The 25896-nt window shown below is 63.3% G+C and carries 24 protein-coding genes; 14 read left to right on the top strand and 10 right to left on the bottom strand.

Annotated elements, in window-relative coordinates:
* Positions 1-4: 4 nt before the first annotated feature.
* Entirely contained in the window at positions 5-307 is a 303-nt protein-coding gene (locus CQ13_RS18405) for an antibiotic biosynthesis monooxygenase family protein (protein ID WP_057839131.1), read from the bottom strand.
* A gap of 215 nt (positions 308-522) precedes the next feature.
* Here CQ13_RS18405 and CQ13_RS18400 point away from each other — a divergent pair, with 215 nt between their 5' ends.
* On the top strand, positions 523-2676 hold the full coding sequence (locus CQ13_RS18400) for a carboxypeptidase-like regulatory domain-containing protein (protein WP_057844262.1): 2154 nt from the start codon (positions 523-525) through the stop codon (positions 2674-2676).
* 10 nt (positions 2677-2686) lie between these two features.
* Here the strand turns inward: CQ13_RS18400 and CQ13_RS18395 are convergent, their stop codons facing one another.
* From CQ13_RS18395 to CQ13_RS18375, 5 genes are all read right to left on the bottom strand, one after another.
* Complete coding sequence (locus CQ13_RS18395) at positions 2687-2923, bottom strand: hypothetical protein (RefSeq protein ID WP_057844261.1); 237 nt, start codon at positions 2921-2923, stop codon at positions 2687-2689.
* 116 nt (positions 2924-3039) lie between these two features.
* The gene (locus CQ13_RS18390; RefSeq protein WP_057844260.1) at positions 3040-4257 is read right to left on the bottom strand and encodes a GGDEF domain-containing protein; all 1218 of its coding nucleotides are present in this window, start codon (positions 4255-4257) and stop codon (positions 3040-3042) included.
* 235 nt (positions 4258-4492) lie between these two features.
* A complete protein-coding gene (gene rpsI, locus CQ13_RS18385; RefSeq protein ID WP_057844259.1) occupies positions 4493-4969 on the bottom strand; it encodes a 30S ribosomal protein S9 in 477 nt (158 codons plus the stop codon).
* A 1-nt stretch (position 4970) separates the two neighbouring features.
* Positions 4971-5435, bottom strand: coding sequence for a 50S ribosomal protein L13 (gene rplM, locus CQ13_RS18380; protein WP_057839142.1), 465 nt, complete (start codon positions 5433-5435; stop codon positions 4971-4973).
* 154 nt (positions 5436-5589) lie between these two features.
* Positions 5590-6018 (bottom strand): PaaI family thioesterase, encoded by a 429-nt coding sequence (locus CQ13_RS18375; protein WP_057844258.1) that lies wholly within the window; start codon positions 6016-6018, stop codon positions 5590-5592.
* An 86-nt stretch (positions 6019-6104) separates the two neighbouring features.
* Here CQ13_RS18375 and CQ13_RS18370 point away from each other — a divergent pair, with 86 nt between their 5' ends.
* From CQ13_RS18370 to nadC, 8 genes are all read left to right on the top strand, one after another.
* On the top strand, positions 6105-6929 hold the full coding sequence (locus CQ13_RS18370; protein WP_057844257.1) for an enoyl-CoA hydratase: 825 nt from the start codon (positions 6105-6107) through the stop codon (positions 6927-6929).
* Between the two features lie 102 nt (positions 6930-7031).
* Positions 7032-7616: a CoA-binding protein gene (locus CQ13_RS18365; RefSeq protein ID WP_057844315.1), complete on the top strand. Its 585-nt coding sequence runs from the start codon at positions 7032-7034 to the stop codon at positions 7614-7616.
* Positions 7617-7769: 153 nt separating this feature from the next.
* Positions 7770-9050 (top strand): O-acetylhomoserine aminocarboxypropyltransferase, encoded by a 1281-nt coding sequence (locus CQ13_RS18360; RefSeq protein ID WP_057844256.1) that lies wholly within the window; start codon positions 7770-7772, stop codon positions 9048-9050.
* 223 nt (positions 9051-9273) lie between these two features.
* Positions 9274-9702: a hypothetical protein gene (locus CQ13_RS18355; protein ID WP_057844255.1), complete on the top strand. Its 429-nt coding sequence runs from the start codon at positions 9274-9276 to the stop codon at positions 9700-9702.
* A 32-nt stretch (positions 9703-9734) separates the two neighbouring features.
* Positions 9735-10691 (top strand): NUDIX hydrolase, encoded by a 957-nt coding sequence (locus tag CQ13_RS18350; RefSeq protein ID WP_057844254.1) that lies wholly within the window; start codon positions 9735-9737, stop codon positions 10689-10691.
* Between the two features lie 54 nt (positions 10692-10745).
* Positions 10746-11732 (top strand): quinolinate synthase NadA, encoded by a 987-nt coding sequence (gene nadA / locus CQ13_RS18345; protein WP_057844253.1) that lies wholly within the window; start codon positions 10746-10748, stop codon positions 11730-11732.
* Complete coding sequence (locus tag CQ13_RS18340; RefSeq protein ID WP_057844252.1) at positions 11729-13282, top strand: L-aspartate oxidase; 1554 nt, start codon at positions 11729-11731, stop codon at positions 13280-13282. Before nadA ends, CQ13_RS18340 begins: the two co-directional genes overlap by 4 nt.
* Entirely contained in the window at positions 13279-14145 is an 867-nt protein-coding gene (gene nadC, locus CQ13_RS18335; RefSeq protein WP_057844251.1) for a carboxylating nicotinate-nucleotide diphosphorylase, read from the top strand. Before CQ13_RS18340 ends, nadC begins: the two co-directional genes overlap by 4 nt.
* A 1-nt stretch (position 14146) precedes the next feature.
* On the opposite strand, the gene CQ13_RS18330 is transcribed toward nadC, so the two are convergent.
* Positions 14147-14959: an FTR1 family iron permease gene (locus tag CQ13_RS18330; protein ID WP_057844250.1), complete on the bottom strand. Its 813-nt coding sequence runs from the start codon at positions 14957-14959 to the stop codon at positions 14147-14149.
* A gap of 153 nt (positions 14960-15112) precedes the next feature.
* Entirely contained in the window at positions 15113-16204 is a 1092-nt protein-coding gene (locus CQ13_RS18325) for a COX15/CtaA family protein (protein ID WP_057844249.1), read from the bottom strand.
* Between the two features lie 118 nt (positions 16205-16322).
* On the opposite strand from CQ13_RS18325, the gene CQ13_RS18320 reads away from it, so the two are divergent.
* Positions 16323-16535, top strand: a complete 213-nt coding sequence (locus CQ13_RS18320; protein WP_057844248.1) for a DUF2842 domain-containing protein — start codon at positions 16323-16325, stop codon at positions 16533-16535.
* A gap of 62 nt (positions 16536-16597) precedes the next feature.
* Here CQ13_RS18320 and CQ13_RS18315 read toward each other — a convergent pair whose 3' ends face one another.
* Positions 16598-17650 carry a polysaccharide deacetylase family protein gene (locus CQ13_RS18315; protein WP_057844247.1) on the bottom strand — a complete coding sequence of 351 codons (1053 nt, stop codon included), beginning with the start codon at positions 17648-17650 and terminating at the stop codon, positions 16598-16600.
* 129 nt (positions 17651-17779) lie between these two features.
* Here CQ13_RS18315 and CQ13_RS18310 point away from each other — a divergent pair, with 129 nt between their 5' ends.
* The gene (locus tag CQ13_RS18310) at positions 17780-18970 is read left to right on the top strand and encodes a GNAT family N-acetyltransferase (protein WP_057844246.1); all 1191 of its coding nucleotides are present in this window, start codon (positions 17780-17782) and stop codon (positions 18968-18970) included.
* Positions 18971-19077: 107 nt separating this feature from the next.
* Here the strand turns inward: CQ13_RS18310 and CQ13_RS18305 are convergent, their stop codons facing one another.
* Entirely contained in the window at positions 19078-21351 is a 2274-nt protein-coding gene (locus CQ13_RS18305; RefSeq protein WP_057844245.1) for a GumC family protein, read from the bottom strand.
* Positions 21352-21636: 285 nt separating this feature from the next.
* On the opposite strand from CQ13_RS18305, the gene CQ13_RS18300 reads away from it, so the two are divergent.
* The 3 genes from CQ13_RS18300 to CQ13_RS18290 all read left to right on the top strand — a co-directional run bounded on the left by CQ13_RS18300 (position 21637) and on the right by CQ13_RS18290 (position 25766).
* Positions 21637-22770, top strand: coding sequence for a glycosyltransferase family 4 protein (locus tag CQ13_RS18300; RefSeq protein ID WP_057844314.1), 1134 nt, complete (start codon positions 21637-21639; stop codon positions 22768-22770).
* A gap of 139 nt (positions 22771-22909) precedes the next feature.
* Entirely contained in the window at positions 22910-24424 is a 1515-nt protein-coding gene (locus CQ13_RS18295) for an undecaprenyl-phosphate glucose phosphotransferase (protein ID WP_063800103.1), read from the top strand.
* A gap of 94 nt (positions 24425-24518) precedes the next feature.
* Positions 24519-25766 (top strand): O-antigen ligase family protein, encoded by a 1248-nt coding sequence (locus CQ13_RS18290; protein ID WP_057844244.1) that lies wholly within the window; start codon positions 24519-24521, stop codon positions 25764-25766.
* The last annotated feature ends 130 nt before the right edge of the window (positions 25767-25896 follow it).

The following is a 25896-nucleotide window of genomic DNA, read 5'->3' as shown; positions in this document are numbered from 1 at the left end:
GGTGTCAGTCCGCCGTGGTCAGCACCGTCTCGGTATGCTCGACCTCGGGCGGCGAAGCAAAGTACGGCCCGACCAGCGCGCGCCAGGCGGTGAAATCTTCCGAGCCGCGAAAGTCCACGGTGTGATTTTCCAGCGTCTCCCACTTCGCCACCAGCCGATATCGCTGCGGCTTCTCGATCGATTTGTGCAATTCAAACCCCTTGCCGCCCTTGGCGCGCAGGAACAGCGGACGCGCCTTGGCGACGGCCGCTTCAAAATCCTTCTCGGTGCCCGGCTTGACGTCGATTTGTGCGATTTCGGTGATCATTGAGTTACGCCCTCTCGTGAGAATTAGCGTGTCTAACCCAGACGCCTCAAAAGCAAAAGGCGGATGCATGGACGTTGTTGCGATGCACGGTAGTCGTTGATGCCGCAAGCGTGAGGAAACCGCGCGCGGGACATGCTCCCGCCGCAACCCCGGTCTGGTGTAGGCTTGCGCCAACAACGAGCGACAACAAGCTCATGGTCGCGGGGAGAGAAACAATGAATCTCGGTCGGATCCTGTTCTCCTTCACCCTGGCTGCGGCGGCAAGTGCATTGAGCTTGATGACGGCGCCATCGCATGCGCAGCAGCCAGCGGCAGTCGCCATCGACAATGACGATATCAGCGGCGTGGTGCGCGGACCGAACGGGCCAGAGGCCGGCGTCTGGGTCATCGCTGAGACCACCGAACTGCCGACGAAATTCGCCAAGATCGTCGTCACCGACGACCAGGGCCGTTACGTGATCCCGGACCTGCCGCCGAACGTCAACTACGCGATCTGGGTTCGCGGCTATGGCCTCGTGGATTCACCCAAGATGCGGGCCAAGCCCGGCCAGCAGGTCAACCTCACGGCGGTTCCGGCGCCAAACGAGGCGGCGGCGGCCCATTATTACTCAGCGATCTATTGGTACACGATGATGAAGACTCCGCCGGCGAAGGATTTCGGCGGCAGCACGGAGATCCCGAAGGAAATCACGCAGGACATATGGCGCCAGCGGATGAACAATGTCGACTGCATCGGCTGTCATCAGCTTGGCCAGGAATCCACGCGCACGATCCCGGGCGGGTTCGGCGAATTCAAATCGCACGAGGAAGCCTGGATGCGCCGCGTCGCCGCAGGTCAAACAGGCGAATGGATGGTGAACCGACTCGCCGGGCAGATGGGCGGCGTGCCGTTCAAATATTTCGGCGATTGGACCGACCGGGTGGCCAAGGGCGAACTGCCGAAAGAAAAACCATCGCGGCCGGCCGGCATCGAGCGCAACGTCGTCATCTCGTCGTGGGAATGGGCGACCGAAAAGCACTTCGTCCACGACTTGATCTCCTCGGACCGGCGTTATCCAACCGTCAATGCCTACGGCCCGCTGTTCGGCGCGAACGAATATTCCTCCGACGACATGCCGATCCTCGATCCCAAAACGCACAAGGTGACGTTCTCAAAAATGCCCGTCGCCGATCCCAATGCGCCGGAGTCGTTCGGCCCGCCGCTCCATGGCACGGCCGTGCTCAATCCGGTCAGCCCGTCGGCCTATTGGGGTGAAGAGAAGATCTGGAGCCAGCGGGCCAACAATCACAACAGCATGTTCGACAAGAAGGGTCGCCTGTGGCTCGCGGCAGCGGTGCGCGGCATCGAAAATCCGGCTTACTGCCGCAAAGGATCTGACCATCCGTCGGCCAAGGCCTTCCCGCTGGAACGCTCGGGGCGGCAAGTTTCGGTATTCGATCCCAAGACCCAGAAGTACAGCTTCGTCGATACCTGCTTCGGCACCCATCATCCGCAGTTCGGCTACGATGCCGACGATACGCTTTGGCTCTCGGGAAGCGGTCCCGTCGCCGGCTGGGTGAACACCAAGCTATGGGACGAGACCGGCGATGCCGTCAAAGCGCAGGGCTGGGCACCATTCGTGCTCGACACCAACGGCAACGGCAAGGTCGACGAATATACCGACCCGGGCAAGCCGGCGGAGGCCGGCAAGGATATGCGGATCGCGGGCTCCGGCCCCTACGCGGTGATGCCGCATCCGACCGACGGCACGGTCTGGTACACCGTCAACGTGTTCGTCGGGCCGCCCGGCTTCATGCGGTTTGACCCCAAGACCAAGCTCTCGGAATTTTACGCTATTCCGAAGGAAGGCATCGGCGTCCGCGGGGGCGATATTGACAAGAACGGCGTGCTCTGGGGCTCGGGCTCGAACGGCAGCCTGATCCGCTTTGATCGCAGCAAGTGCAAGGCGCCGCTGAACGGGCCGGGCGCGACCGGCAACCACTGCCCGGAAGGCTTCGCCTACTTCAAATATCCGGGCCCCGGCTTCGAAGGATTCGAGAACTCCAGCGCCGAGGCGAGCTATTACACCTGGGTCGATCACCACAACACGGCCGGGCTCGGCGAGAACATCCCGATCTCCACCGCCAACCTCAACGACGGCTTCGTCGCCTTCAAGGACGGGCAGATGGTGATGCTGCGCATCCCCTATCCGCTCGGCTTTTTTGCCAAGGGCCTCGACGGACGCATTGACGATCCGAACGCAGGCTGGAAAGGCCGTGGTCTCTGGAGTTCGAGCGGCGACCGCACCCCCTGGTTGATGGAAGGTGGCAAGGGCTCAAAGCCGCGGGCGGTGCATATTCAGGTACGCCCCGACCCATTGGCGAAGTGAGGAGTAGCGGCTAGCCGAACAGCAGCGCCGTGCCGGCGATCATCAGCGCAAAGCCGATGAACAGGATGGCAGGCCAGCGCATTCTGCGCTGAACGTAACGCCCCTGTGCACGGCGTTCGGTGATGAGCGCCATCTCGAATTCTTCCGAGGTCGAGAACATGCAGCCAAACCCGCCGCGCGCGGAGGCTGCGGCCGCTTCGAGCGACATCAGGGCAGCCTGCGGGTTTCGTCTGCGGGATGAATCCATACGCAGATGATATGGATGGAATGGTAAACGGGAAGTTACCGCGGGACTCCCCATGGTGAGCGATCCAAAACTGTTGGATCAATCTCCCCAGATACCGCGTTGTTTGCGCAGGACGTTCAAGTCGTCGCCGGCACCTGGCGTTGCGAAGCTGCGCGCCCCGCGGTCTTGCGCCGCCACTTCTCGAGCGACAGCGGCAGCTCTTCCGCCGCCTCGACCCGGTTACGACCGCCGCGCTTGGCCTGATAGAGCGCGGTATCTGCTGCCGCCAGCAACACTTCGAGTTCCGTCCCTGCCGGCCCGCCGGCGACGCCGATGCTGACGGTGGTGTCGACGGGCCCCTCCTCGCAGACGATGTTGGATGCCTCGAACGCCTCGCGCACGCGCTCGGCCACGATCACGCCCTCTTCCAGCGGACACGCCAACAATGCCGCGAACTCCTCGCCGCCGATGCGCCCCGACAGATCGCTGATGCGCAAATTGCTGACCACGACAGTGGAGAACAATTTTAGAATTTCGTCGCCTGCGGGATGGCCGAAGCGGTCGTTTATGCTCTTGAAATGGTCGATGTCGAAAATCATCACCGTCACCGGCCGCCCCGCGGCGGCCTCGCGTTCGATCACGCGGTTGCAGGCTTCCGAAAAGCCGCGGCGGTTCAGCATTCCGCTCAAGGGATCGACCGAGGCCGCGGTCTTGTGCACCGTCACGGCGCGGTCGGACACCAGCATGAAGATCACGAACACGGTGCCGATCGCATACAAGATCAGTTCGATCGAGAATGCCGTCACCCAGATGCTACTGGCAAATGTCTCGTCATGCGGACGCAGCAGGCTGCCGAGCAGGATCGGCAGCGCCAGCACGCAACCATGCATTACGGGCACGGCGATCGCGGGCCAGCGCTTGTGCATCGTCCGGCGCCGTTCGCTCCATAATTCGGAAGCAGTCAGCCCCGCGTAGATCGCGACGATTGCCGCACTGACGACCAGCCGCATGGCGGGATTCAAGGATGGCAAAGCCAGCACTGTGCCGACCCAGGCGATCGCGCCGAGGGAAAGCCCCGGCAGGTTGGGCTTGCGGCCATGGAATACGCGCGCGGCGTTCCAGACCATGCCGCAGGCCACGAAACCAAGCGCATGCAGCGCGAGCAATACCGGCTCGCCGAGTGTGGCGCCGCCGATGGTCCAGATTGCCACCGACGATGCGCCAAGCAGATAGGCCGTCCCCCACCACTTCAAGGCTGGAATGTTTTCCTGCCTGCCGAACAGCATCAGCATGGCCCCGAGCATGCCTGCGACCATCGTAGCAAATAAATATAGCGTGGAAGTATCGAACGACATGGGCTCACCCGAACGCGTGTGATGCAACTTGTTCGGCGCACTCTGAAAATGCAATTTCGCGCCATCGCGTCAGGACACTAGGAGGGCCGTGTTCCAATTTCGTTTGTGCAGGTAAGCAAGTTTTCACGAAAATCCGTGGTAACGCATTACTAAATAGTAAGCAAAAAGGGCGCCGATCGGCGCCCTTTTTTCGTCCCGTGGATGCAGCAATCCGCTGCAAATTTTAGCGAAGCAATTAGCGCTTCGAGAACTGGAACGACTTGCGCGCTTTGGCCCGGCCGTACTTCTTGCGCTCCACGGTGCGCGAGTCGCGGGTCAGGAAGCCGCCCTTCTTCAGCACGCCGCGCAGATCGGGCTCGAAGTTGGTCAGCGCCTTCGAAATGCCGTGACGCACGGCACCCGCCTGGCCCGAAAGACCGCCCCCGGCGACCGTGCAGATGACGTCGTACTGGCCGGCACGCGCGGCCGCGACCAGCGGCTGCTGGATCAGCATGCGCAGCACCGGACGGGCGAAGTAAGTCTCGACTTCGCGGGTGTTGACCGTGATCTTGCCGGCGCCCGGCTTGATCCAGACGCGGGCGACCGCATCCTTGCGCTTGCCGGTGGCGTAGGCGCGGCCGTATTTGTCGACCTTCTTGACGTATTTCGGCGCTTCCGGAGCGGCCGTCTTCAACGACGCCAATTGGTCGAGCGACTGCATGGTATCCGACATCTTATGCGGCCCTCATGTTCTTGCGGTTCATCGAAGCGATATCAACCTTCTCGGGCTGCTGGGCTTCATGCGGATGTTCGGCGCCGGGGTAGACGCGCAGATTGCCCATCTGCACGCGTCCAAGCGGCCCGCGCGGGATCATGCGCTCAATGGCCTTCTCGACCACGCGCTCGGGGAAGCGTCCTTCGAGGATCGACTTCGCGGTGCGCTCCTTGATGCCCCCGATGAAGCCGGTGTGCTTGTAATAGACCTTGTTGTCGCGCTTGCGACCGGTCAGCACGACATGCGCCGCGTTGATGATGATGACGTTGTCGCCGCAATCGACGTGGGGCGTGTAGGTCGGGAGGTGCTTGCCGCGCAGGCGCATCGCGACGAGGGTGGCGAGACGGCCGACCACCAGACCTTTGGCGTCGATCAAGACCCACTTCTTCGTCACCTCGGCGGGCTTTGCCGAATAGGTTTTCATGTGAGGAAATCCGTGAAAATGGAAACCGGCGCCAGATGCGCCGAACTGGCGGGTTTCTAGAGAACCGAATGTTGACAGTCAACATCAACGTTTGGAAATTACGCTAACGAAAACAATTACTTAAAAATATGGTGCAATACTACCTTCCAAAAGCCTATGTGTTTGGAATGGAATAGGTCGCCGTCACATGGGCGATCGGATCGGGCGACGTGCCTGACAGCAGGTTGACCTCGCCAACCGCCAGCCGCTTGCCGAGTTTCAGCAGGCGCGCGGCGGCCAGCACGTCCTGTCCTGGCTGGCCCTTGCGCAGGAAATTGATGTTGAGATTGGTCGTTACCGCCAATCCCACCGGGCCGATCGCCGAGAGCAGCACCACATACATTGCGAAATCGGCCATCGCCATCAGGGTCGGCCCCGACACTGTGCCGCCTGGACGCAGCATGCGCTCGTCGTAGCACCGCCGCAGCAGGCAGGTCTCGCCGTCGGCGCTCTCGATCGTGATATCGCCATCGCTGAAGGCTTGCGGAAACTCCTCGCGGAGGAACTTCTCCAGCTCAGCCACGCTCATTTTCGCTGCCGCCATGCCACCCTGCCCCTCGATTAAGACTGCCTGTTACATTACGTTGTCATCAAAGCCAAAATGAAAATCTTGGAGTGGAAGCCTCAGAGATGCCCGCCCAAACTGCTCGCGCACCCACGCCGCAACCTCCGATCCTGCTGCAGGAAAATGTCGGCAGCATCCGCGTGCTCACGCTCAACCGGCCGGCGGCGCGCAACAGCCTGTCGGAGGGCCTGATCGCCGAGTTGCACGGCGCGCTGAAGGAAATCCACGACGACAACAGCGTCCGCGCCGTCGTCATCGCAGCCAACGGCCCGGCGTTCTCCGCGGGCCACGACATGAAGGAATTGACCGCGCGCCGCAGCGATGCCGATCTCGGGCGCGCCTATTTCGGGCAGATCATGAACGCCTGCAGCGCGATGATGCAGGCTGTCGTGCACCTGCCGAAGCCCGTCGTCGCCGCCGTGCAGGGCATCGCGACCGCCGCTGGCTGCCAATTGGTGGCGAGCTGCGATCTCGCGGTCGCCTCCGAGGCGGCAGGCTTCGCGACCCCCGGCGTCGATATCGGCCTGTTCTGCTCGACCCCCATGGTGGCGCTGTCGCGCAACATCCCGCGCAAGCAGGCGATGGAGATGCTGCTCACAGGTGAGCCGATTTCGGCGACGACGGCGAAGAATATCGGCCTTATCAACCGCGTCGTTGCCGCCGGCACCGAGCGCGATGCGGCGATCGCGCTGGCGCAGAAGGTCGCGCTCAAATCCGCCTATACCGTCAAGCTCGGCAAGGAGGCTTTCTATCGCCAGGCCGAAATGAGCCTCGCCGAGGCCTATCGCTACACGGCCGAAGTAATGACCGAGAACATGATGGCGCGCGATGCCGAGGAAGGCATCGGCGCGTTCATCGAGAAGCGTGAGCCAAAGTGGCAGGATAAGTGATTATTCGTCATTGCGAGGAGCGAAGCGACAAAGCAATCCACATCACGGCAAAACGGAAAGATGGATTGCTTCGCTGCGCTCGCAATGACGCAAGAGGATAGAATGAACCACGACAATTACGACGACAATTACATCCGCGGCATTCTCAACTCCGTGAAATCGATCGCGATGGTCGGGGCCTCGCCGGTCAATGTGCGGCCGAGCTACTTCGCGTTCAAATACCTGGCACAGCGTGGCTACGACATGATTCCGGTCAACCCCGGTCATGTCGGCAAAAACCTGGTCGGCAAGCCTTTTGTCGCCTCGCTGTCTGATATCGGCCGTGCCGTCGACATGATCGACATCTTCCGCAGCTCCAGCCACATCATGCCTGTCGTCGAGGAGGCCCTGACATTGTCGCCGTTGCCAAAAGTGATCTGGATGCAGCTCGGCGCGCGCGACGACGCGGCTGCCGCAAAAGCCGAAGCCGCCGGCATGAAGGTGGTGATGAACCGCTGCCCGAAGATCGAGTATGGTCGGCTGTCGTCGGAGATTTCATGGATGGGCGTCAATTCGCGCACGCTGAGCTCCAAGCGCGCGCCGATCCCGACGCAGGGCATGCGGCTATCGCTGAACCGGATGAGCGTCGGCGGCGGGGCAACGGCAGCGTCGGATCGCGCCGCAAAGAACAAAAGCGAGCCGACGTGAAGCAATGAGAAACAATTATTCCGAAGACGCGGCCTGACGAAGCCGGCCCGTTTCCAATCCGCCACATGTGAACGCCTCGCCTTGACGGCGGACACGGCTGCGATCAGCATCACCCACGCATTTCAAGCAAGCCAGAGAACAGGACGAAGAAGAATGACCGACCGTCTCCCGGGATTTTCGACCCTTGCCGTGCATGCCGGCGCGCAGCCCGATCCCACCACCGGCGCGCGGGTGACGCCGATCTATCAAACCACGTCCTTCGTATTCAATGATGCCGACCATGCCGCCTCGCTGTTCGGGCTGCAGGCGTTCGGCAACATCTATACCCGCATCGGCAATCCCACGACCGCCGTGCTGGAAGAGCGCATTGCGGCGCTGGAAGGCGGCACCGCGGCGCTTGCTGTTGCCTCGGGACACGCGGCGCAGGTCGTCGTGCTGCAGCAATTGCTGATGCCGGGCGACGAATTCATCGCCGCGCGAAAACTCTATGGCGGCTCGATCAACCAGTTCACGCATGCGTTCAAGAGCTTTGGCTGGAACGTCGCGTGGGCCGACCCCGACGATATCGGCAGTTTCGAGCGCGCGGTGACGCCGCGCACCAAGGCGATCTTCATCGAGTCGATCGCCAACCCCGCCGGCAGCATCACCGACATCGAAGCGATTGCGGAAGTGGCCCGCAAGGCCGGCGTGCCGCTGATCGTCGACAACACGCTGGCAACGCCATATTTGATCCGCCCGATCGATCACGGCGCCGACATCGTCGTGCACTCGCTGACGAAATTCTTGGGCGGCCACGGCAATTCGCTCGGCGGCGTCATCGTCGATGCCGGCACCTTCGACTGGTCGAAGGACAACAAATATCCGATGCTCAACGAACCGCGGCCGGAATATCACGGCATCAGGATCCAGGAGACGTTTGGCAATTTCGCCTTCGCGATCGCCTGCCGCGTGCTGGGCCTGCGCGATCTCGGCCCGGCGCTGTCGCCGTTCAACGCCTTCATGATCCTGACCGGCATCGAGACGCTGCCGCTGCGCATGCAGAAGCATTGCGAGAACGCCAAGGCGGTCGCGGAATTTCTGGCCGGGCATCCCGCGGTGGCCTCGGTGAACTATGCGGGCCTCGCCAGCGACAGGTACAACAAGCTCGCGCGCAAATACGCGCCGAAGGGCGCCGGTGCCGTATTCACCTTCAGCCTGCGGGGCGGCTACGACGCCGGCGTCAGCCTGGTGTCGAACCTGAAACTGTTCTCGCATCTGGCCAATGTCGGCGACACCCGCTCGCTGGTGATTCACCCGGCCTCGACCACGCACAGCCAGCTCGACGACGACGCCAAGGTAAGAAGCGGCGCGGGGCCTGATGTGGTGCGCCTGTCGATTGGCATCGAGGACAAGGAGGATCTGATCGCGGATCTGGAGCAGGCGCTGAGCGCGTGATGCAAATGGGCACGGTCGGGTCGCCCCGCAGCAGATCGTCATACCCGCGAAAAGCGGGTATCCAGTACGCCGCGCCCTCTCTGTCCGGGCTAAAAACTGCGCGGGCGATGACGTCCGAGTGAGGTCCAACCACCTTCCAGGCTCTGCAATCACAAGCCTCTCATTAACGGTCATTCCGGCATAAAGTGACCGTGATCCGCCCCCGAGTGATTCGGAGCCAACCATGCTGCGCTGGACGATGTCATTGCTGATTGCAACGTTCGCGATCGGAACCGCTGTCGCCGCCGACGCCGCTGCCGCCACCAAGCGCGCCGCGGTTCGTGCCGCCAGCAAATTGCCGCCGGGCCTACCTCGGGCGCATTACAATTACCGAACCACCGTTGCACCTGGCTCCGCACCGCTCTATGTGCGGCGCGGCCGCCAACTGGTGGTCGTCGCGGAAGACGAGCCCGAGGTGCTGATCAAGCCGGTGGGAGTGGTGCCCTACGTGCCGCTGATCAGGGGCACGCCATTGCTGCCAGGGTCGTCGACGCTGCCAGGCTATTACGGAACCAGCCATTCCTACAGCTATGACGGCCCTTATTATGGCGGCTCCTATACACCCTACTGGGCTCGCCTGCCCTATGCCTGCGGTGTGTACGGATATTGCTAACGGCGCATCAGCGACGGAGACGGAAAACAGAGGTGGCAGGGGCATCGACAAAAAGCAGGGCAGCCGGTTCTGCCAACGCGGTCACGGCGGATCTGGTCGCCGTCCTCGTCGCCGTCACCGAGGGCGAGCCCAAAATCATGACCATCGCAAACGATGGCGCGTTGCCGAGCGGCCCATTCGAATTCGCGCACCGTTCGCTGCAGACGGGATTGCGGGCTTGGGTCGAGGCACAGACCGGCCATCCCCTCGGCTATGTCGAGCAGCTCTACACGTTTGCCGATCGTGGGCGCGCCGGAGATGCCAAGTCACCACATTCGATCTCGATCAGCTATCTGGGCCTGACTCGCGAAGACAAGGTCGGCCAGGGTTTTGAGGCGCACTGGTCCGGCTGGTACGAGTATTTTCCATGGGAGGATCGCCGGGCCGGTCTCCCCGCTTCGCTGGCCAAGACATTGGCGTCGCGGCTGCGGGCGTGGGCGAAATCCGCTGAGACCACCGGCCTGCAGCGCCAACGCTGGCAGCGCGCCGCCATCACGTTTGGCCTCGACGATCGCGAATGGAACGAGGAGCTGGTGCTGCAGCGCTACGAACTGCTCTATGAAGCCGGCTTGATCCCGGAAGCCGTGCGTGACGGCGCTGCCGCCACGACCGTCATCCCTGGTCGGCCGATGACCGGAGATCATCGCCGCATTCTTGCCACCGGCATCGCGCGCCTGCGCGCCAAGATCAAATACCGCCCCGTGGTGTTCGAACTGATGCCGGCGGAATTCACCCTGCTGCAACTGCAACGCAGCGTTGAGGCACTTGCAGGTCGGCTGGTGCACAAGCAGAATTTTCGTCGCCTGATCGAGCAGCAGCAACTCGTTGAGGAAACTGGCGCAATCGCCGCCGACACCGTCGGCCGCCCCGCCAAATTGTTCAGGTTCCGCCACGGCGTGCTGGCGGAGCGGGCAATCGCCGGAACCAAACTTCCCTTATCGCGCACTTGACTTCGATTATGCTCAGGATAAGTATAAGCCACGATATACTCACGGAGAGTATAAATGGCCAATCTCAGCTCCTCAGCGCTCACGCGCACCGCGCCGCTTTACGATCGGGTCAAACGGGTCATCCCGCCGCCTGAATGGGCCGTCTTTGCCGAGGATGTCGACGCCATTCTGGCGCTCAAACGCGAGCGCAATGCCGTCGTCCTGGCGCATAACTATCAGACACCTGAAATCTTCCACGGTGTCGCCGACATCGTCGGCGACAGCCTGCTGCTGGCGCGCGAAGCCACCAAGGTCAATGCCGACGTTATCGTGCTGGCCGGCGTGCACTTCATGGCCGAGACGGCCAAGCTGTTGAATCCGGAAAAGACCGTGCTGATCCCCGACCTCGCAGCCGGCTGTTCGCTGGCAGATTCCATCACCGCGCAGGATGTCCGGCTGATGCGCCAACGCTATCCCGGCGTTCCCGTCGTCACCTATGTCAACACCTCGGTCGCGGTGAAGGCGGAATCCGACATCTGCTGCACCTCCGGCAACGCTCTCAAGGTCGTGGAGTCGCTGGGCGTGGAGCGGGTGATCATGCTGCCGGATGAGTACCTCGCCCAGAACATCGCCGCGCAGACAAACGTGAAGGTCACCGCATGGAAGGGCCATTGCGAGGTGCACGAGCTGTTCACGGCGTCCGACGTCCGGCAACTGCGCGAAAATCATCCCGATGTGACCATCCTGGCGCATCCGGAGTGCCCGCCCGAAGTGGTGGCGGAAGCCGATTTCTCCGGCTCGACGGCCGCGATGTCGGAATACGTCGGCAAGCAGCGGCCGCCTCGCGTCGTGCTCCTGACGGAATGCTCGATGAGCGACAACGTCGCGGTGCTCCATCCCGAATTGGAGTTCATCCGGCCCTGCAATCTCTGTCCGCACATGAAGCGGATCACACTGAAGAACATCCGCCATGCGCTGGAAACCGGCCGGCATGAGGTTACGATCGATCCCGCGATTGCGAACCCTGCCCGTCGCGCCGTCGAAAGGATGCTGGCGGTATGAGCACGGAGATTTCAGCGCTTAACCACCGTCCCGTCATCATCGGCGGCGGCGCCGCCGGACTGATGACGGCGCTTCAATTGGCGCCCGAGCCGGTCGTGTTGCTGTCGAAGGCACCGCTCGGCGCGGAAGCCTCGAGCCTGTGGGCGCAAGGCGGATTGGCCGCAGCGATGGGCGACGATGACGACCCTGCCCTGCACCTGGCCGATACGCTGGCCGCTGGCGCGGGCCTGTGCGACGAGGCCATTGCGAGCCGGCTCGTTCAGGCCGCGCCTGCCGCCGTCGAGCATCTCGCCAGGCTTGGGGTTGCCTTCGACCGGTGGCCTGACGGTGGGTGGCGGCTTGGCCTCGAAGCCGCCCACGGCCGCAACCGGATCGTGCACGCCACCGGCGACGGCACGGGCCGCGAGATCATGCGCGCGCTGATTGCAGCAGTACGCCGCTGTCCGTCGGTCGCGCTGCTGGAGGGCGTCGAGGCGCGCAGCCTGATCGTCGAGGATAACGCCATCAGGGGCGTGCTCGCGGTGAACGCGCAGGGATCGCTGGTGATCGATACCGGTCGCGTCGTGATCGCGACGGGCGGCATCGGCGGACTGTTCCTTGACAGCACTAATCCTGCCGGCTGCTACGGCCAGGGGCTGACGCTGGCGGCGCGCGCCGGCGCGCTGCTCGCCGATCTCGAATTCATCCAGTTTCACCCGACCGCCTTCGACGGGCCGTCGCGCCCGATGCCGCTCGTGACCGAGGCCGTGCGCGGGGACGGCGCCATCCTGATCGACGATTCCGGGCAGCGCTTCATGATGGACCAGCCCGGTGCCGAGCTCGCGCCCCGCGACATTGTCGCGCGCGCGGTCTGGCACCGCCGCGCGGAAGGACATCGTGTTTTCGTCGACGCGCGCAAGCATCCGGGAGCGGAATTTGCAGAACGCTATCCCGTCATCTCCGCCTTCTGCAAAATGGCCGGGATCGATCCCGCGGCCGATCCGATTCCGGTGAGGCCGGCGGTGCACTACCACATGGGCGGGATAGCCGTTGATAGCGAAGGCCGCAGCAGCGTGGACGGCCTCTGGGCCTGCGGCGAAGTCAGCCGCACCGGGCTGCATGGCGCCAACCGGCTCGCCAGCAATTCGCTGATGGAAGCCATCGTCTGTGCGCAGTGGGTTGCAGAGAGCGTCTCGGGCGCGAGCCACGGCCCGCTGAAAGTGGGCGTGGCCAACGCACCTGCGCCCGCGTCCGATCCTTCGGCCATACGGCCGATCCTGTCGCAAGGCCTTGGCGTGCTCCGCGACCGGCACGGCATAGAGCGCGCGATCCGCAGCCTCCATCCGCTCGCCAACGGCAGAAGTGCGGCAGCCGATCCCGCGCTGGTGGGATTGATGATCGCGGTCGCCGCCTGGCGGCGCGAGGAAAGCCGCGGCGGGCATTTTCGCACCGACTTCCCCGATGTCCTGCCTTCGGCCGTATCCTCATCCATCTCGCTTGCGGACGCCCTCGACGCCGCGCGCGAGATTGCTGAAACCGGATCTCTGTTTGCCGGGAATGCCCAGCCATGACACTAACCCCGCTTCTGCCTGTCGTGTACGAGCCGCTGGTTCGGACCGCCCTGCTCGAAGACTTAGGCCGCGCCGGCGACATCACGGCAGATGCGATCGTTCCGGCGGACAAGCGCGCCTCGCTGGTGCTGCGCGCGCGCCAGCCCGGCGTGGTGGCCGGGCTCGACATCGCGCGCTGTGCATTTCAGTTCGTCAATCCTGCCATCCAACTCGAAGCGGAGCGCCCTGACGGCAGCGTGGTGGCGCCGGGAGACGTGATCGCCGCGATCGAGGGGCCGGCACGCGGACTATTGACCGGCGAACGGACGGCGCTGAATTTTCTCTGCCACCTCAGCGGCGTCGCGACCGCAACGGCCTCGCTGGTATCGGCCGTACAAGGCACCAAGGCGCGCATCGTCTGTACCCGCAAGACGACGCCCGGGCTGCGCGCGCTGGAAAAATACGCGGTCCGCGCCGGCGGTGGCAGCAATCACCGTTTTGGCCTCGACGACGCCATTCTGATCAAGGACAACCATATCGCACTGGCTGGCGATATCAGGACCGCGATCGAACGCGCAAAGGCGCATGCCGGCCACCTCGTCAAGATCGAGGTCGAGGTCGATACCCTGGCGCAACTCGAACAGGCCCTTGCGATCGGCGTGGACGCCGTCCTGCTCGACAACATGACGGTTGAGGAGCTGCGACAGGCGGTGGCGATGACCGGCGGTCGGGCGATCACCGAAGCCTCCGGCCGCATTACGGCCGAGACGGCAAAAGCGATCGCCGCGACCGGTGTCGACCTGATTTCCGCCGGCTGGCTGACCCACAGCTCGGCCGCGCTGGATATCGGGCTCGACTATCTTGGACTCAATCGGCAGCGATGAATTACTCGGCCGCGCGCATAGCGGCCCTGTCCTCGCGCATCAGGCGGTTGTTGCGCTGGACCACCGAATAGCTCGCCAGCGCAAACAGGACCACCAGGCCCTGGATCGACAGCGCTTCCATGGAAGGATTCAGGCCGATTGCGGTCAGAAACGCCGACCCCTTCACCTCGGTTACCGTGATGATCGCCTGTTCCTGGAACTCCTGCACCGCCTCACCGATGAACTTGATCGCCATCACAAACAGGAACGCCGAGGTGACGATGAACAGCGGCCGCAGCGGAAGCTTTCGCGCGATCAGGTTGATGAAATAAAACAGCACGGCGAGGCCCACCGCCGCGGCGGCAAGGCCGGCGAACAGGCCAGCGCTCCAGCCGCCCTCGGTCTTCGCCAGCGCATGAATGAACAGCACGGTCTCGGCGCCCTCCCGGAACACCGCGAGGAAAGCCAGCGCGCCGACCGCCCACACCGTGTCCTGCGACAGTGCGCGGTCGGCTTTATGCGCGAGATAATCCTGCCAGCCGCGCGGGTCCTGCTTCACCATCAGCCAGCCGCTGACATAGAGCATCAGGGCGGCGGCGGCGAGAATGATGACGCCCTCGAGGATATCGCTGTGGTCGCCGGAGTTCAGCACCGCAAATAGCCAGGCGGCGACGAAGCTGGCGCCGACCGCGGCGAGCGCGCCGCCGTACAGCGCCCGAATGCGGTGGGCGGCACCGGCCTTGATCAGGTAGCCCGCGAGTGCCGCGATCACCAGCATGGCTTCGAGCCCCTCGCGGAGCAGGATGATTGCGGCCTGGATGAAAGCTGACGACATGAATCTGAACCTTTGTTTTGGCTCGTTTTATCGTCCAAACGATTCAAGTAAAGCGGTCGCACGCCACCCAAATGCATCAAGGCCCTTGCGCAGCAAGAAACCCCTGCAAATCGGGCACTTCCGGCAATAGCAACAGATTAGAATTGCTCAATTTCAGCCGGGCTGCCCGACCGGCATCACCAGCTTCTGCCGGTCGCGCTCGGTACGCCGCACAACCAGACGCTCTGTCTGCAAAACCGCCAGCGTCAGGACCACGATGGCGACGGCCTGATGCGCCAGCGCGAGATCGATCGGCACCTGCTGGAGCAGCGTCAGAATGCCGAGCCAGGCCTGCAGCGCGATCGCCGCCACCAGAGACCAGGCGCCGCCGACCACGGCAACACCGGCCCGTGACCTCACGCTATCGACCGCATGAAAGACCGCCAGCGCCAGCAGCGCGTAGGCGGTCATGCGGTGCTCGAACTGCACGGTGAGCGTGTTGTCGAACAGGTTGCGCCACCACGGCTCCTCGAAGAACAGCCGCGCCGCGGATGGAATGAAGGCGCCGTCGATCTCGGGCCAGGTGTTGTACACCCGGCCTGCGCGCAGGCCCGCGACCAGCGCGCCGAAATAGAGCTGTAAGAAGGTCAATCCCAGCAAGGCCACGGCGGTTATCTTCAGTCGTGGCGCCGCAGCAGGTTGCGGACGCGCACGCATCCGCCGCAGCGTCCAGATGATCGACGCAAAAATGATCAGAGCGAGCACCAGATGCGTCGCCAGCCGATATTGAGATACCTCGGTCCGCTGGGACAGGCCGGAGGCGACCATCCACCAGCCGACCGCCCCCTGCAGCGCACCGAGGCCGAAGATCAGCCACAACCGCTTTTTCAATTCAGCGCTGAACGCACCACGCCACAGAAAGTACAGGAACGGCAGCAGGTAGACCGCGCCAATCACGCGCCCGAGCAGGCGATGGCTCCATTCCCACCAGAAGATGGTCTTGAACTCGGCAAGGCTCATGCCGGCGTTGAGTTCGCGGTATTGCGGGATGGCCTTGTAGCCCTCGAACGCCTGCGCCCATTGCGCCTCGTTGAGCGGGGGAAGCGTGCCGGTAACCGGCTTCCACTCCACGATCGACAATCCGGATTCCGTCAGGCGGGTGGCGCCGCCGACCAGCACCATGACCGCAATCAGCGCGGCAACCACGATCAGCCACCACCGGACGGCGCCGGCATGTGGGGCCTGCTGTGTGGAACTGGCGGTCATAAAACCCGTCTTGAAATCCGTCCTGGCTCGCCCCGAAGGCGCGCTTGATTGAACTGGCGCGCCCCTTATAGTCCGCCCCTTCCCGCGCGCAACCCGCCACGAGCCTGATATATCCGCCATGACGATACGCACCCGCAAATTCTTCGGAACCCTCGCTTTGCTGGTGCTGGTCGTGGTGTGGTCGCTGTTGGGGATGACCATCGCCCAGACGCCGTGGCTGGCCAGTTCAGGCCTGCTGCAGGCGATCTTCTATGTCGTGGCCGGGCTTGGATGGGTGCTGCCGGCGATGCCGATCGTGAGCTGGATGTCGCGGCCCGATCGCGCGGCTTAGAAGATTCTTGTTTTGACGCGTTTTCTTCACGCGAACCGGTATCCACTTCGCTTGAAAACGCTCTAAACCCAATTGTCCCGGGTCTGCCTGACCGCAGGAAACATCATCCCTGACAGCAACACCCGCATCGTGCGCAGCGAACCCTGCCGTCCGTCCCAGGCGATCCGCGGCAATGCATGCAGATCCGTGTATCCTTTGGCTTCGACGACGCCTGGGATCGTCGATACCGCGCTGGCGAAACCTGCCTCCTGCGCCATCACGACATGTTCCCTGCGCCAGGATTGCCGGTCACCGAACGGATAGGCGAAATGGCTGACGGGCTGGCGCAAGGCGGTCTCCGCAACCGCCTTGCCCATCGTCATTTCGCGCTGCGCGTCCGCCCCTTTCAGGTTGGACAGTGGGGGATAGTTCACCGTTGCGCTGCCGATCGTCACCAGCGGATCGGCGGCGAGCTTGGCCAGATCGTCCCAATCCAGTGAGTCCGCGCGCGACAGCGCCGCGATATCGACGGAGTAGCGCGTGCAGAGGTCGTGGATCGCAAACGAAAGATCCGGCGGCGGCAGTGTCAGCATCCAGTTCGCCAGAAATTCGAACGTGTCATGCTTCTCATGCGTGCTGCCCGTTGCGAAACGCCGCTCCTTGCGGTCGATCACCAGGCTGATGCGATCCTCGCACGCGATCATCTCTTCCAGAGCGAGCCACCAGGCTTCGCCGAGCCCATCCGGAAACGCGGTCGGCAGGTAGAGGGTGAAGGGCACGCCGTGCTTCGACAACACCGGATAGGCGTGCGTGATGACATCCTTGCAGCCGCCGTCGAAGGTCAGGCAGGCAAACCGGCTGGGCCTTGGCAGCGTGACCGCCCGCCGGCACACCTCGTCCATCGTGATCAGGTCGAAGTTCCAGCGCTTCAGCGCGCGGATCGTCCGGTCGAGAAATTGCGGCGTGATTTCACGCCACCGATTGGGCTGAAACGGCCGGGATTCTCGCGGACGCACGCGCTCGAACCGCAAAATGACGCCGGAGCCACCGCTCTGCCGCTGCTTCAGCCTGAAGTAGCCGCTGAAATAGGCGAGCTCCATCCAGGCCCACCGCAAAATTCCGAAATCCGACGCCAACGTACCGCCCTCAGCATGCGGTTCCGCTGCCCCGCCGCGCCCGCATCGTATTACCCTTTGTTGACATTTCCCTGCGAAGGTCGGCCAAAGCCGAAATTGTAAGCAAATTCATATAACACGGGCTCTGCGATGACCATGGCTGCCGCGATTGAAGACCAGACGGCGGATGCAGATGGGTGGTCGAAGGCGAGCCGCATCGCCGGCATCGACATCGTTCACCACCTCGCCGCGGCCGAAGGCGTCTGGCGCAACCTGGAAGGCGCGCAAACCTTCTTCACGCCGTATCAGCGGTTCGACTTCCTCAGCCCCTGGCAGCGGCAGGTCGGCGAGCGCGAAGGCCTCGTTCCCTTCATCGTGATTGCCTACGACGCGGAACGCCGTCCGCTGCTGCTGCTTCCGCTCGCGCTCAGGCACGCCTATGGCGCGCGCTGCGCCAGTTTCATGGGCGGCAAGCATTCCACCTTCAACATGGCGCTGTTCGACCGCGATTTCGCCGCAAGCGCAACGCAAGCTGATCTCGAGGCCTTGATATCGGCGATATCGCAGCGGTCCGAAGCCGACGTCCTCGCGCTGCACCAGCAACCGGTTCGCTGGCGCGATCTACCCAACCCGCTCGCCTTGCTGCCGCATCAACCTTCGGCCAATGATTGCCCGCTATTGGCGATCGAGCCTGACGCTGCGCCCGCCGCGCTGATCAGCAACTCGTTCCGGCGCCGCCTCAAGGGCAAGGAACGCAAGCTGCAGTCCCTGCCCGGCTATCGCAGTCATATTGCGTCGTCAGAGGCCGACATCACCCGGCTGCTCGACTGGTTCTTCCGCGTCAAGCCGCTGCGGATGGCCGAACAGAAGCTGCCGAACGTGTTCGCCGATCCCGGCATCGAGGAATTCGTCCGCAGCGCCTGCACCGCGCCGCTCGCCGGCGCCGGGCACGCCATTGACATCCACGCGCTGGAATGCGACGAGGAAGTGATCGCGATCTTTGCCGGCGTCGCCGACGGGCATCGGTTCTCGATGATGTTCAACACCTACACGATGTCGGCGAATTCGAAGTACAGCCCCGGCCTGATCCTGATGCGCGACATCATCGACCACTATGCCGCACAGGGTTACCGCGCGCTCGACCTCGGTATCGGATCGGACGACTACAAGCGGCTGTTCTGCAAGAGCGACGAGCCAATCTTCGACAGCTTCATCCCGCTCAGCCAGCGCGGCAAGCTTGCCGCCAGCGTCATGTCGGGCCTCAACCGCACCAAGCGGCTGGTGAAGCACAATCCAGCGCTGCTGGAGATGGCGCAAAGGCTGCGCAGCGCGTTTGTCTAGATTATCTAGCGTAGGATGGGCAAAGGCGCGCTTGCGCCGTGCCCACCCTTTCACGGCGTTCTCTTGAATGGTGGGCACGCTTCGCTTTGACCACCCTACGAATTCGTTCAAGCCGCCACCACGCGCGGAGCGGCTTCGACGGCGTCCGACGACTCGCACGGTTTGCTCAGCATCGTCACTTCAAAGAAGCCGACCGCCTTGAGCTGATCGCACATCAGCGCGCGCGCATCCTGCGCCATCGACGCTTCGGGCACCACGACCGCGCGCGCCTGCGACGTCAGGAGTTCGGCTGGCAGATCGGACGCGGTGCCGGCATCCAGCAGCACATGATCGTAGACCCGCAGCAGCGCGTCGATCGCAAGCGTCAGCCGCGGCGATTGAAGCTGCGCACGGTCGAAGTCGGGGCGTCCGGCGCTGACGAGATGGACGCGCGACAGCCGATCCTTGGTGATAATCTGCGCAAACGAGGCTTCGCCCTGCATCAGTTCGGCAAGCCCCGGTGCTACCGGATCGACCGACGCCGCCGTCATCGTCGGCGAGGATGCGACGAGATCGACCACCACGACCTTTGCCTGCTGCGCCATCAGCCGCGCCAGCGTGAGTGCGGTCAGCGTGATGCTCTCGCTCGATGCGGTGCCGAGCACGGCCACCTTGCGCGCTGCAGCGGCTGCGCCAACCAGCTCATCAGCCAGTTGCTCGATCTCGCTGTCGCCCGCCGCAGCATCCATGCGCGGGGCGTCGGCATGCGGCTCATTCAACGTTGGCTCTGAAACGTGATCCGCTTCAGCGAGGTTCGCCACAGGCAGTTCGGGCGCGATCGCCGGCGCACGCACCGGTTCCGGCGCAGAAGCCAGGAGAATTTCGGGTGCGATTTCGGGCGCAATTTCTTCCGGCGAAGCCGCACCGAGTGCCCGAGGCGCGGTCATGCGTAGCAATTCGCCGGTCGCGATCGCGCCCGAAGTGAGCAGCAGGGTCGCCAGCGTCGCGATCAAGACGATCGGCAGCTTCTTCGGATAGGCCGGGGTGTTGGAGACAGTAGCGCGGGAGATGATGCGACCATCGGCCGGCGCCGCCTCGATATTCTCGCGGGTGTTCGCCTCGCGGTACTTGGCGAGATAGGATTCCAAGAGGTCCCGCTGCGCTTTGGCCTCGCGCTCGAGGGCGCGGAGCTGCACGTCCTGCCCATTGGTCGAAGAAGCCTGCTTTTTCAACTGATCGAGGCTCGCCGTCAGGCCTTCGACCCGGCCGCCGGCGATGCGGGCATCGTTCTCCAGCGAGCGGGAAACCTTGCCCGCCTCCTCACGCAACTGCCGATCGAGATCGGCAAGCTGGGCCTTCAATTCCTTGATGCGGGGATGACCACCGAGCAGCGTCGAGGATTGCTCGGCGAGCTGCGCGCGCAGCGTCACGCGCTGCTCGGACAGCCGGCGTACCAGTTCGGAATTGAGCACCTCGGAAGCCTCGATCGGCTTGCCGCTCTGAAGCATCTCCTTGATCAGCCGCGCCTTGGATTCGGCATCCGACCTCAGCGCGCGGGCGTTGTTCAACTGCGTATTGATCTCGCCCATCTGCTGGTTGGACAGCGTGGTGTTGTTGGTGCCCACGAACAGGCTCGACTTGGAGCGAAAATCCTCGACCCGCGATTCGGCCTCGGCCACGCGCTTGCGCAAGTGTTCTATTTCACCCGAGAGCCACTGGCTGGCAGACTTCGCTTGCTGTTGCCGCGCGTCCTGCTGCAGCACCAGATAGCCTTCCGCGATCGAGTTGGCGACGCGCTCGGCGAGTTCGGGATCGCGCGACTGGAATTCAATGACGATGACCCGCGACTTGTCGACCGCATAGGCCGTGAAGCGCTCATAATAGGCCTCCAGCACGCGCTCTTCCGGCGTCAACGAAAACGGATCGCGCCCGATGCCGACCAGCGCCAGCAGCGATTTCAGCGGCGAGAACCCCTGCAGCACCGGATCGAATTCGGGACGCTCGGCTAGCTTGTTCTTTTTGATGATCTCGCGGGCCAAATCGCGCGATTGCACCAACTGCACCTGGCTAGTGACGGCCTCGGCGTCGAGCGCACTGCGCTCCTCGTTGCGCTCGCCGTTCGGCCGCAGGAAAACGTTCTCGCGCCCGTCGACCAGGATGCGTGCTTCCGACTTGTAGCGCGGCGTGATCATGTTGACCGCGGCCAGCGACAGCACCAGCGCCAGCAATGTCGGAACGATGATCCAGCTCCGCCTGCGCATCAACGCCTGACCAAGCGCATGCAGATCGAGATCGCCGGAATCAGATGCGGCGAGAGGCTTTTGAGCCGAAGCCACAGGCCTTGCCATCGCCCGCTGCACCACCGGCTTGTCCTTGCCTGCACGCCAGAACGCCAAACGCATCGCACACTCCCGCGGACACAACTATCGGTCCACTCGATCGGGGCGATTACACTTCATTATGGTTGCTGCTGGGTTAACTTTGCCTCGTCTGCGGGCCCGAGCAGCACCTCGCGCGCGCAGTCATTTTTTGTTAACCATCAAAGCCCTTAATCGCGGAATACTTTTCCAGGATACCTGTAATGCGAGGCATGCTCGCCCCTATTCCATATCTGATCGCTGCGCTGACGCTTGCGGGCTGCCTGGCCCGAACCGCGCAGGCTTCTGTCGCATCTGAAGGCGATTTCGATGCCTGTCGTTGACGGTCAGCCGCTTCGTATCCTGCACGCAACGCGCGCGCCGGTCGGCGGCATCTTCCGCCACATCCTCGATCTCGCCAACGGCCAGGTCGATCGGGGCCATCACGTCGGCATCATCGCCGATAGCCTCACCGGCGGCGAACGCGCCGAGCAGGCGCTGGCGGAAATCGCCCCGCGCCTCAAGCTCGGCGTTCACCGCACCGCCATTCGCCGCGAGCCGCTGCCGTCCGATTTTCTGGTGTGGGCCCGGTTCCAGCGCATGATCCGCCAATTGAAGCCGGACGTGCTGCACGGTCACGGCGCCAAGGCCGGTGCCTTCATGCGCCTAAAGACCGCTTCCCGCGACAGGATCAGGGTCTACACCCCGCACGGCGGCTCGCTGCACTTTCCGCTGTCGACGCTGAAGGGCAACATCTATGCCCGTGTCGAACGCGCGCTGATGAACGATACCGACCTGTTCCTCTTCGAAAGCGCGTTTGCTCGCAACACCTACCAGCGCACCATCGGCACGCCGAAGGGACTGGTGCGATGCGTGTTCAACGGCGTCACCGCCAGTGAATTCGATCCCGTCGTCAAGGCGGAGGACGCCACCGACCTGATCTATGTCGGCGAGTTCCGACACATCAAGGGCGCCGACCTTCTGATCGATGCGGTAGCGCGGCTGCGCGTCGACGGCCGTCCGGTGACGCTTACGCTCGCAGGCGACGGCGAGGAAAGCGAAGGCCTCAAAGCCCAGGTCGCGCGGCTCGGCCTCGGTGAGGCCGTGCGCTTCATCGGTCACGTCAAGGCGCGTTACGGCTTCTCCAAGGGCTCGCTGCTGGTGGTTCCCTCCCGCGGAGACTCAATGCCCTACGTCGTGATCGAGGCGGCGGCTGCCGGCATTCCGATGGTCGCCGCCAATGTCGGCGGCATCCCCGAAATTTTCGGCCCGCATGGCGATGCCTTGTTCGCGCCGAGCAACGCAGCCGCCATGGCCGATGCCATCGAAGCCGCGCTGAAGGATCCGGCCGCGACGAAGGAGCGAGCCAAATCGCTGCGCGAACGAATCGTCCAGCATTTTTCGCAGAAGGCGATGGTCGAGGGCGTTGTTGCCGGCTACCGCGAGGCGTTTGCCAATCGTTAACCGTTCTTTACCAACGTAACTGTTTCTTCCGATTTGTCCCGTAAGCCGTGGTGTGGGGGAATTCCGCACCTGTGGGCACGTTCCTATGTGCCCGCTCAAGAACGGGATGAGGACAGTGGAACGGATTAACGCACGCTCGATGCTCGATGCCGCGGCGACCGCCAGCGCCGACCGTCCGCCGATCGAACGGCGCCGCAGGCTGTCTCCGGCAGCGCTCGCCGTCACCCATCAGAAAGTTGGCCGCGCCTATTCGCCGATCGTGATCGCAGGCGTGGTTCGCGTGATCGATTTCGCGATGTTGAGCGCGATCGGTACTGCGCTCTATTTTGGTTACGTCGTGCCTCTCAGCGGCTTTTCCTGGGAATTTCTTGCGGCGATCTTCGGCGTGGCGGCAACGGCCGTGATCTGCTTCCAGGCCGCCGATATTTATCAGGTGCAATTATTCCGTGGCTATCTTCGCCAGATGACGCGGATGATTTCATCCTGGGCATTCGTGTTTCTGCTGTTCATCGGCGCATCCTTCATCGTGAAGCTCGGCAGCGAGATTTCGCGGCTGTGGCTTGCGGCGTTTTTCGTGAGCGGCCTCGCAGCGCTGGTCACGGAGCGCGTGTTCCTACGCTCGCTGGTGCGCCGCTGGGCCCGTCAGGGCCGGCTCGATCGCCGCACCATCATCGTGGGCGCCGACCAGAACGGCGAGGAACTCGTCCAGGCGCTCAAGACGCAGGATGATTCCGACATCCATGTGCTCGGCGTGTTCGACGACCGCAACGACGACCGCGCGATGGACACCTGCGCCGGCAGTCCCAAACTCGGCAAGGTCGACGACATCGTCGAGTTCGCGCGCCGCACCCGCATCGACCTCGTGCTGTTCGCACTGCCGATTTCGGCCGAGACGCGCATTCTCGATATGTTAAAGAAGCTGTGGGTGCTTCCGGTCGATATCCGACTGTCGGCCCATACCAACAAGTTGCGCTTCCGTCCCCGCTCCTATTCCTATCTCGGCAAGGTGCCTACCCTGGACGTGTTCGAGGCGCCGATCACCGACTGGGACCTCGTGATGAAGTGGCTGTTCGACCACGTCGTCGGCTTCGTGATCCTATTGCTGGCGCTACCGGTGATGGGGCTGGTTGCGCTCGCGGTGAAGCTCGACAGCCCCGGGCCGATACTGTTCCGCCAGAAGCGTTTCGGCTTCAACAATGAGCGCATCGACGTCTTCAAGTTTCGCTCGATGTACCACCATCAGGCCGATCCGACCGCCTCCAAGGTCGTGACCAAGAATGACCCGCGCGTCACCCGCGTCGGGCGCTTCATCCGCAAGACCAGCCTCGACGAATTGCCGCAGCTCTTTAATGTCTTGTTCAAGAGCAATTTGTCGCTGGTCGGTCCCCGCCCGCACGCCGTGCAAGGCAAGTTGCAAAGCCGCCTGTTCGACGAAGCCGTCGACGGCTATTTCGCGCGCCACCGCGTCAAGCCAGGGATTACCGGCTGGGCGCAAATCAACGGCTGGCGCGGCGAAGTCGATACCGACGAGAAGATCCAGAAGCGCGTCGAGTTCGACCTCTACTACATCGAGAACTGGTCGGTGCTGTTCGATCTCTACATCCTGCTCAAGACGCCGATCGCGCTGATGACCAAGAGCGAGAACGCGTATTGAAGGATCGCCAGCCGGCGGCGCTTTGCGCCGACCGGGTGGCTCGCAATGACGGAAGCAGCGGTTCGATTTTTTTGTTGAGTTGCGTGAGTGTGTAATGGCGTATGCGGCGACAGCCGGGGAATCGCTTCCATCGATAACGGCCGCGCCCGGCGTGCTCGCGCTGCAGCGCGCGTTGGTTTGGCTGGTGGGTGCATCCATCGCCATCGTCTTCATCGAGCCGAGCCCCTATGAGCTGGCGACGCTTGCCGCCTCGGTGATCTTCTTCGCAACGGGCGCACGGATGCGGCTGGTATTCACGCCGCTGCTGTTGCTCTTGTTCCTGCTCAACCTCGGCTACAGCATCAGTGCGGTCGCCGTAATGGATCGGCCCAATGTGCCGAGCTGGATTGCGACTTCCTGGTATATGGCGATCACGGTCATCTTCTTCGCGATGGTGATCTCCGAGGATACCGCGGCGCGGGTCGACATGCTCCGGCGCGGCCTCATCGTCGGCGCGATGGTTGCGGCGCTCGCCGGCATCGCGGGTTACTTCAATCTCGTCCCCGGCGGGCGCGACCTGCTGACGCTGTATGACCGCGCCCGCGGCACCTTCAAGGACCCGAACGTGTTTGGCGCGTTCCTGGTCCTGCCGGCGCTGCTCGTGCTGCAAAGCGTGGTCACGGACAAATTCGGCAAGGCGTTCCGCAGCGCGATCGTGTTTGGCATCATATCGTTGGCGATTCTCCTGGCGTTCTCACGCGCTGCGTGGGGCATGCTTATCATCACCTCGGGCTTCGTGCTGGCATTGATGGTGCTGACCAGCCGCTCGCAGTCGCAGCGCTCGCGCATCATCGTGATGGCGCTCGTTACCGTAGTGCTGGCAGCCGCCCTGGTCGCGGTGCTTCTGTCCTTCGATTCGATTGCGCAGCTATTCAAGGAGCGCGCCAGCCTTGACCAGAGCTACGACGAAGGCCGCTTCGGCCGGTTCGGCCGGCACATCCTCGGCGCAGAAATGGCGTTGGGCCTGCCATTCGGCATCGGTCCGCTACAGTTCACCCGCTACTTCCCGGAAGACACCCACAATTCGTACCTGAACGCGTTCATGTCGGGCGGTTGGCTCTCCGGCGTCTGCTATCCGGCACTGGTCTTCGTCACAGTTCTGACGGGCTTCCGTTATGTCTTCGTCCGCGCGCCCTGGCAGCCGGCCTATCTGGCAATCTTCGCAGCCTTCCTCGGCACGGTCGGCGAGAGCTTCATCATCGATACCGACCACTGGCGGCACTTCTGGATGATGCTGGGAACGATGTGGGGCATGTTCGTCGCCGCCGAACGCTGGAAGGCGGCCGATTCGGCGCAGGCGTAAGCGTGTAGCGTGGGCAAAGGCGCGTTGCGCGGCGCCCACCAGCTAACCGCCCGCACATTGACGGTGGGCACGCTGCGCTTTGCCCACCCTACGAGGCTGTGAATCTTTTCATGGCGGAGGGTCGGCGGCC

It is taken from the genome of Bradyrhizobium retamae (genome assembly GCF_001440415.1).
Taxonomy (GTDB): Bacteria; Pseudomonadota; Alphaproteobacteria; order Rhizobiales; family Xanthobacteraceae; genus Bradyrhizobium; species Bradyrhizobium retamae.
This window is presented reverse-complemented; position numbering and strand designations above follow the sequence as displayed.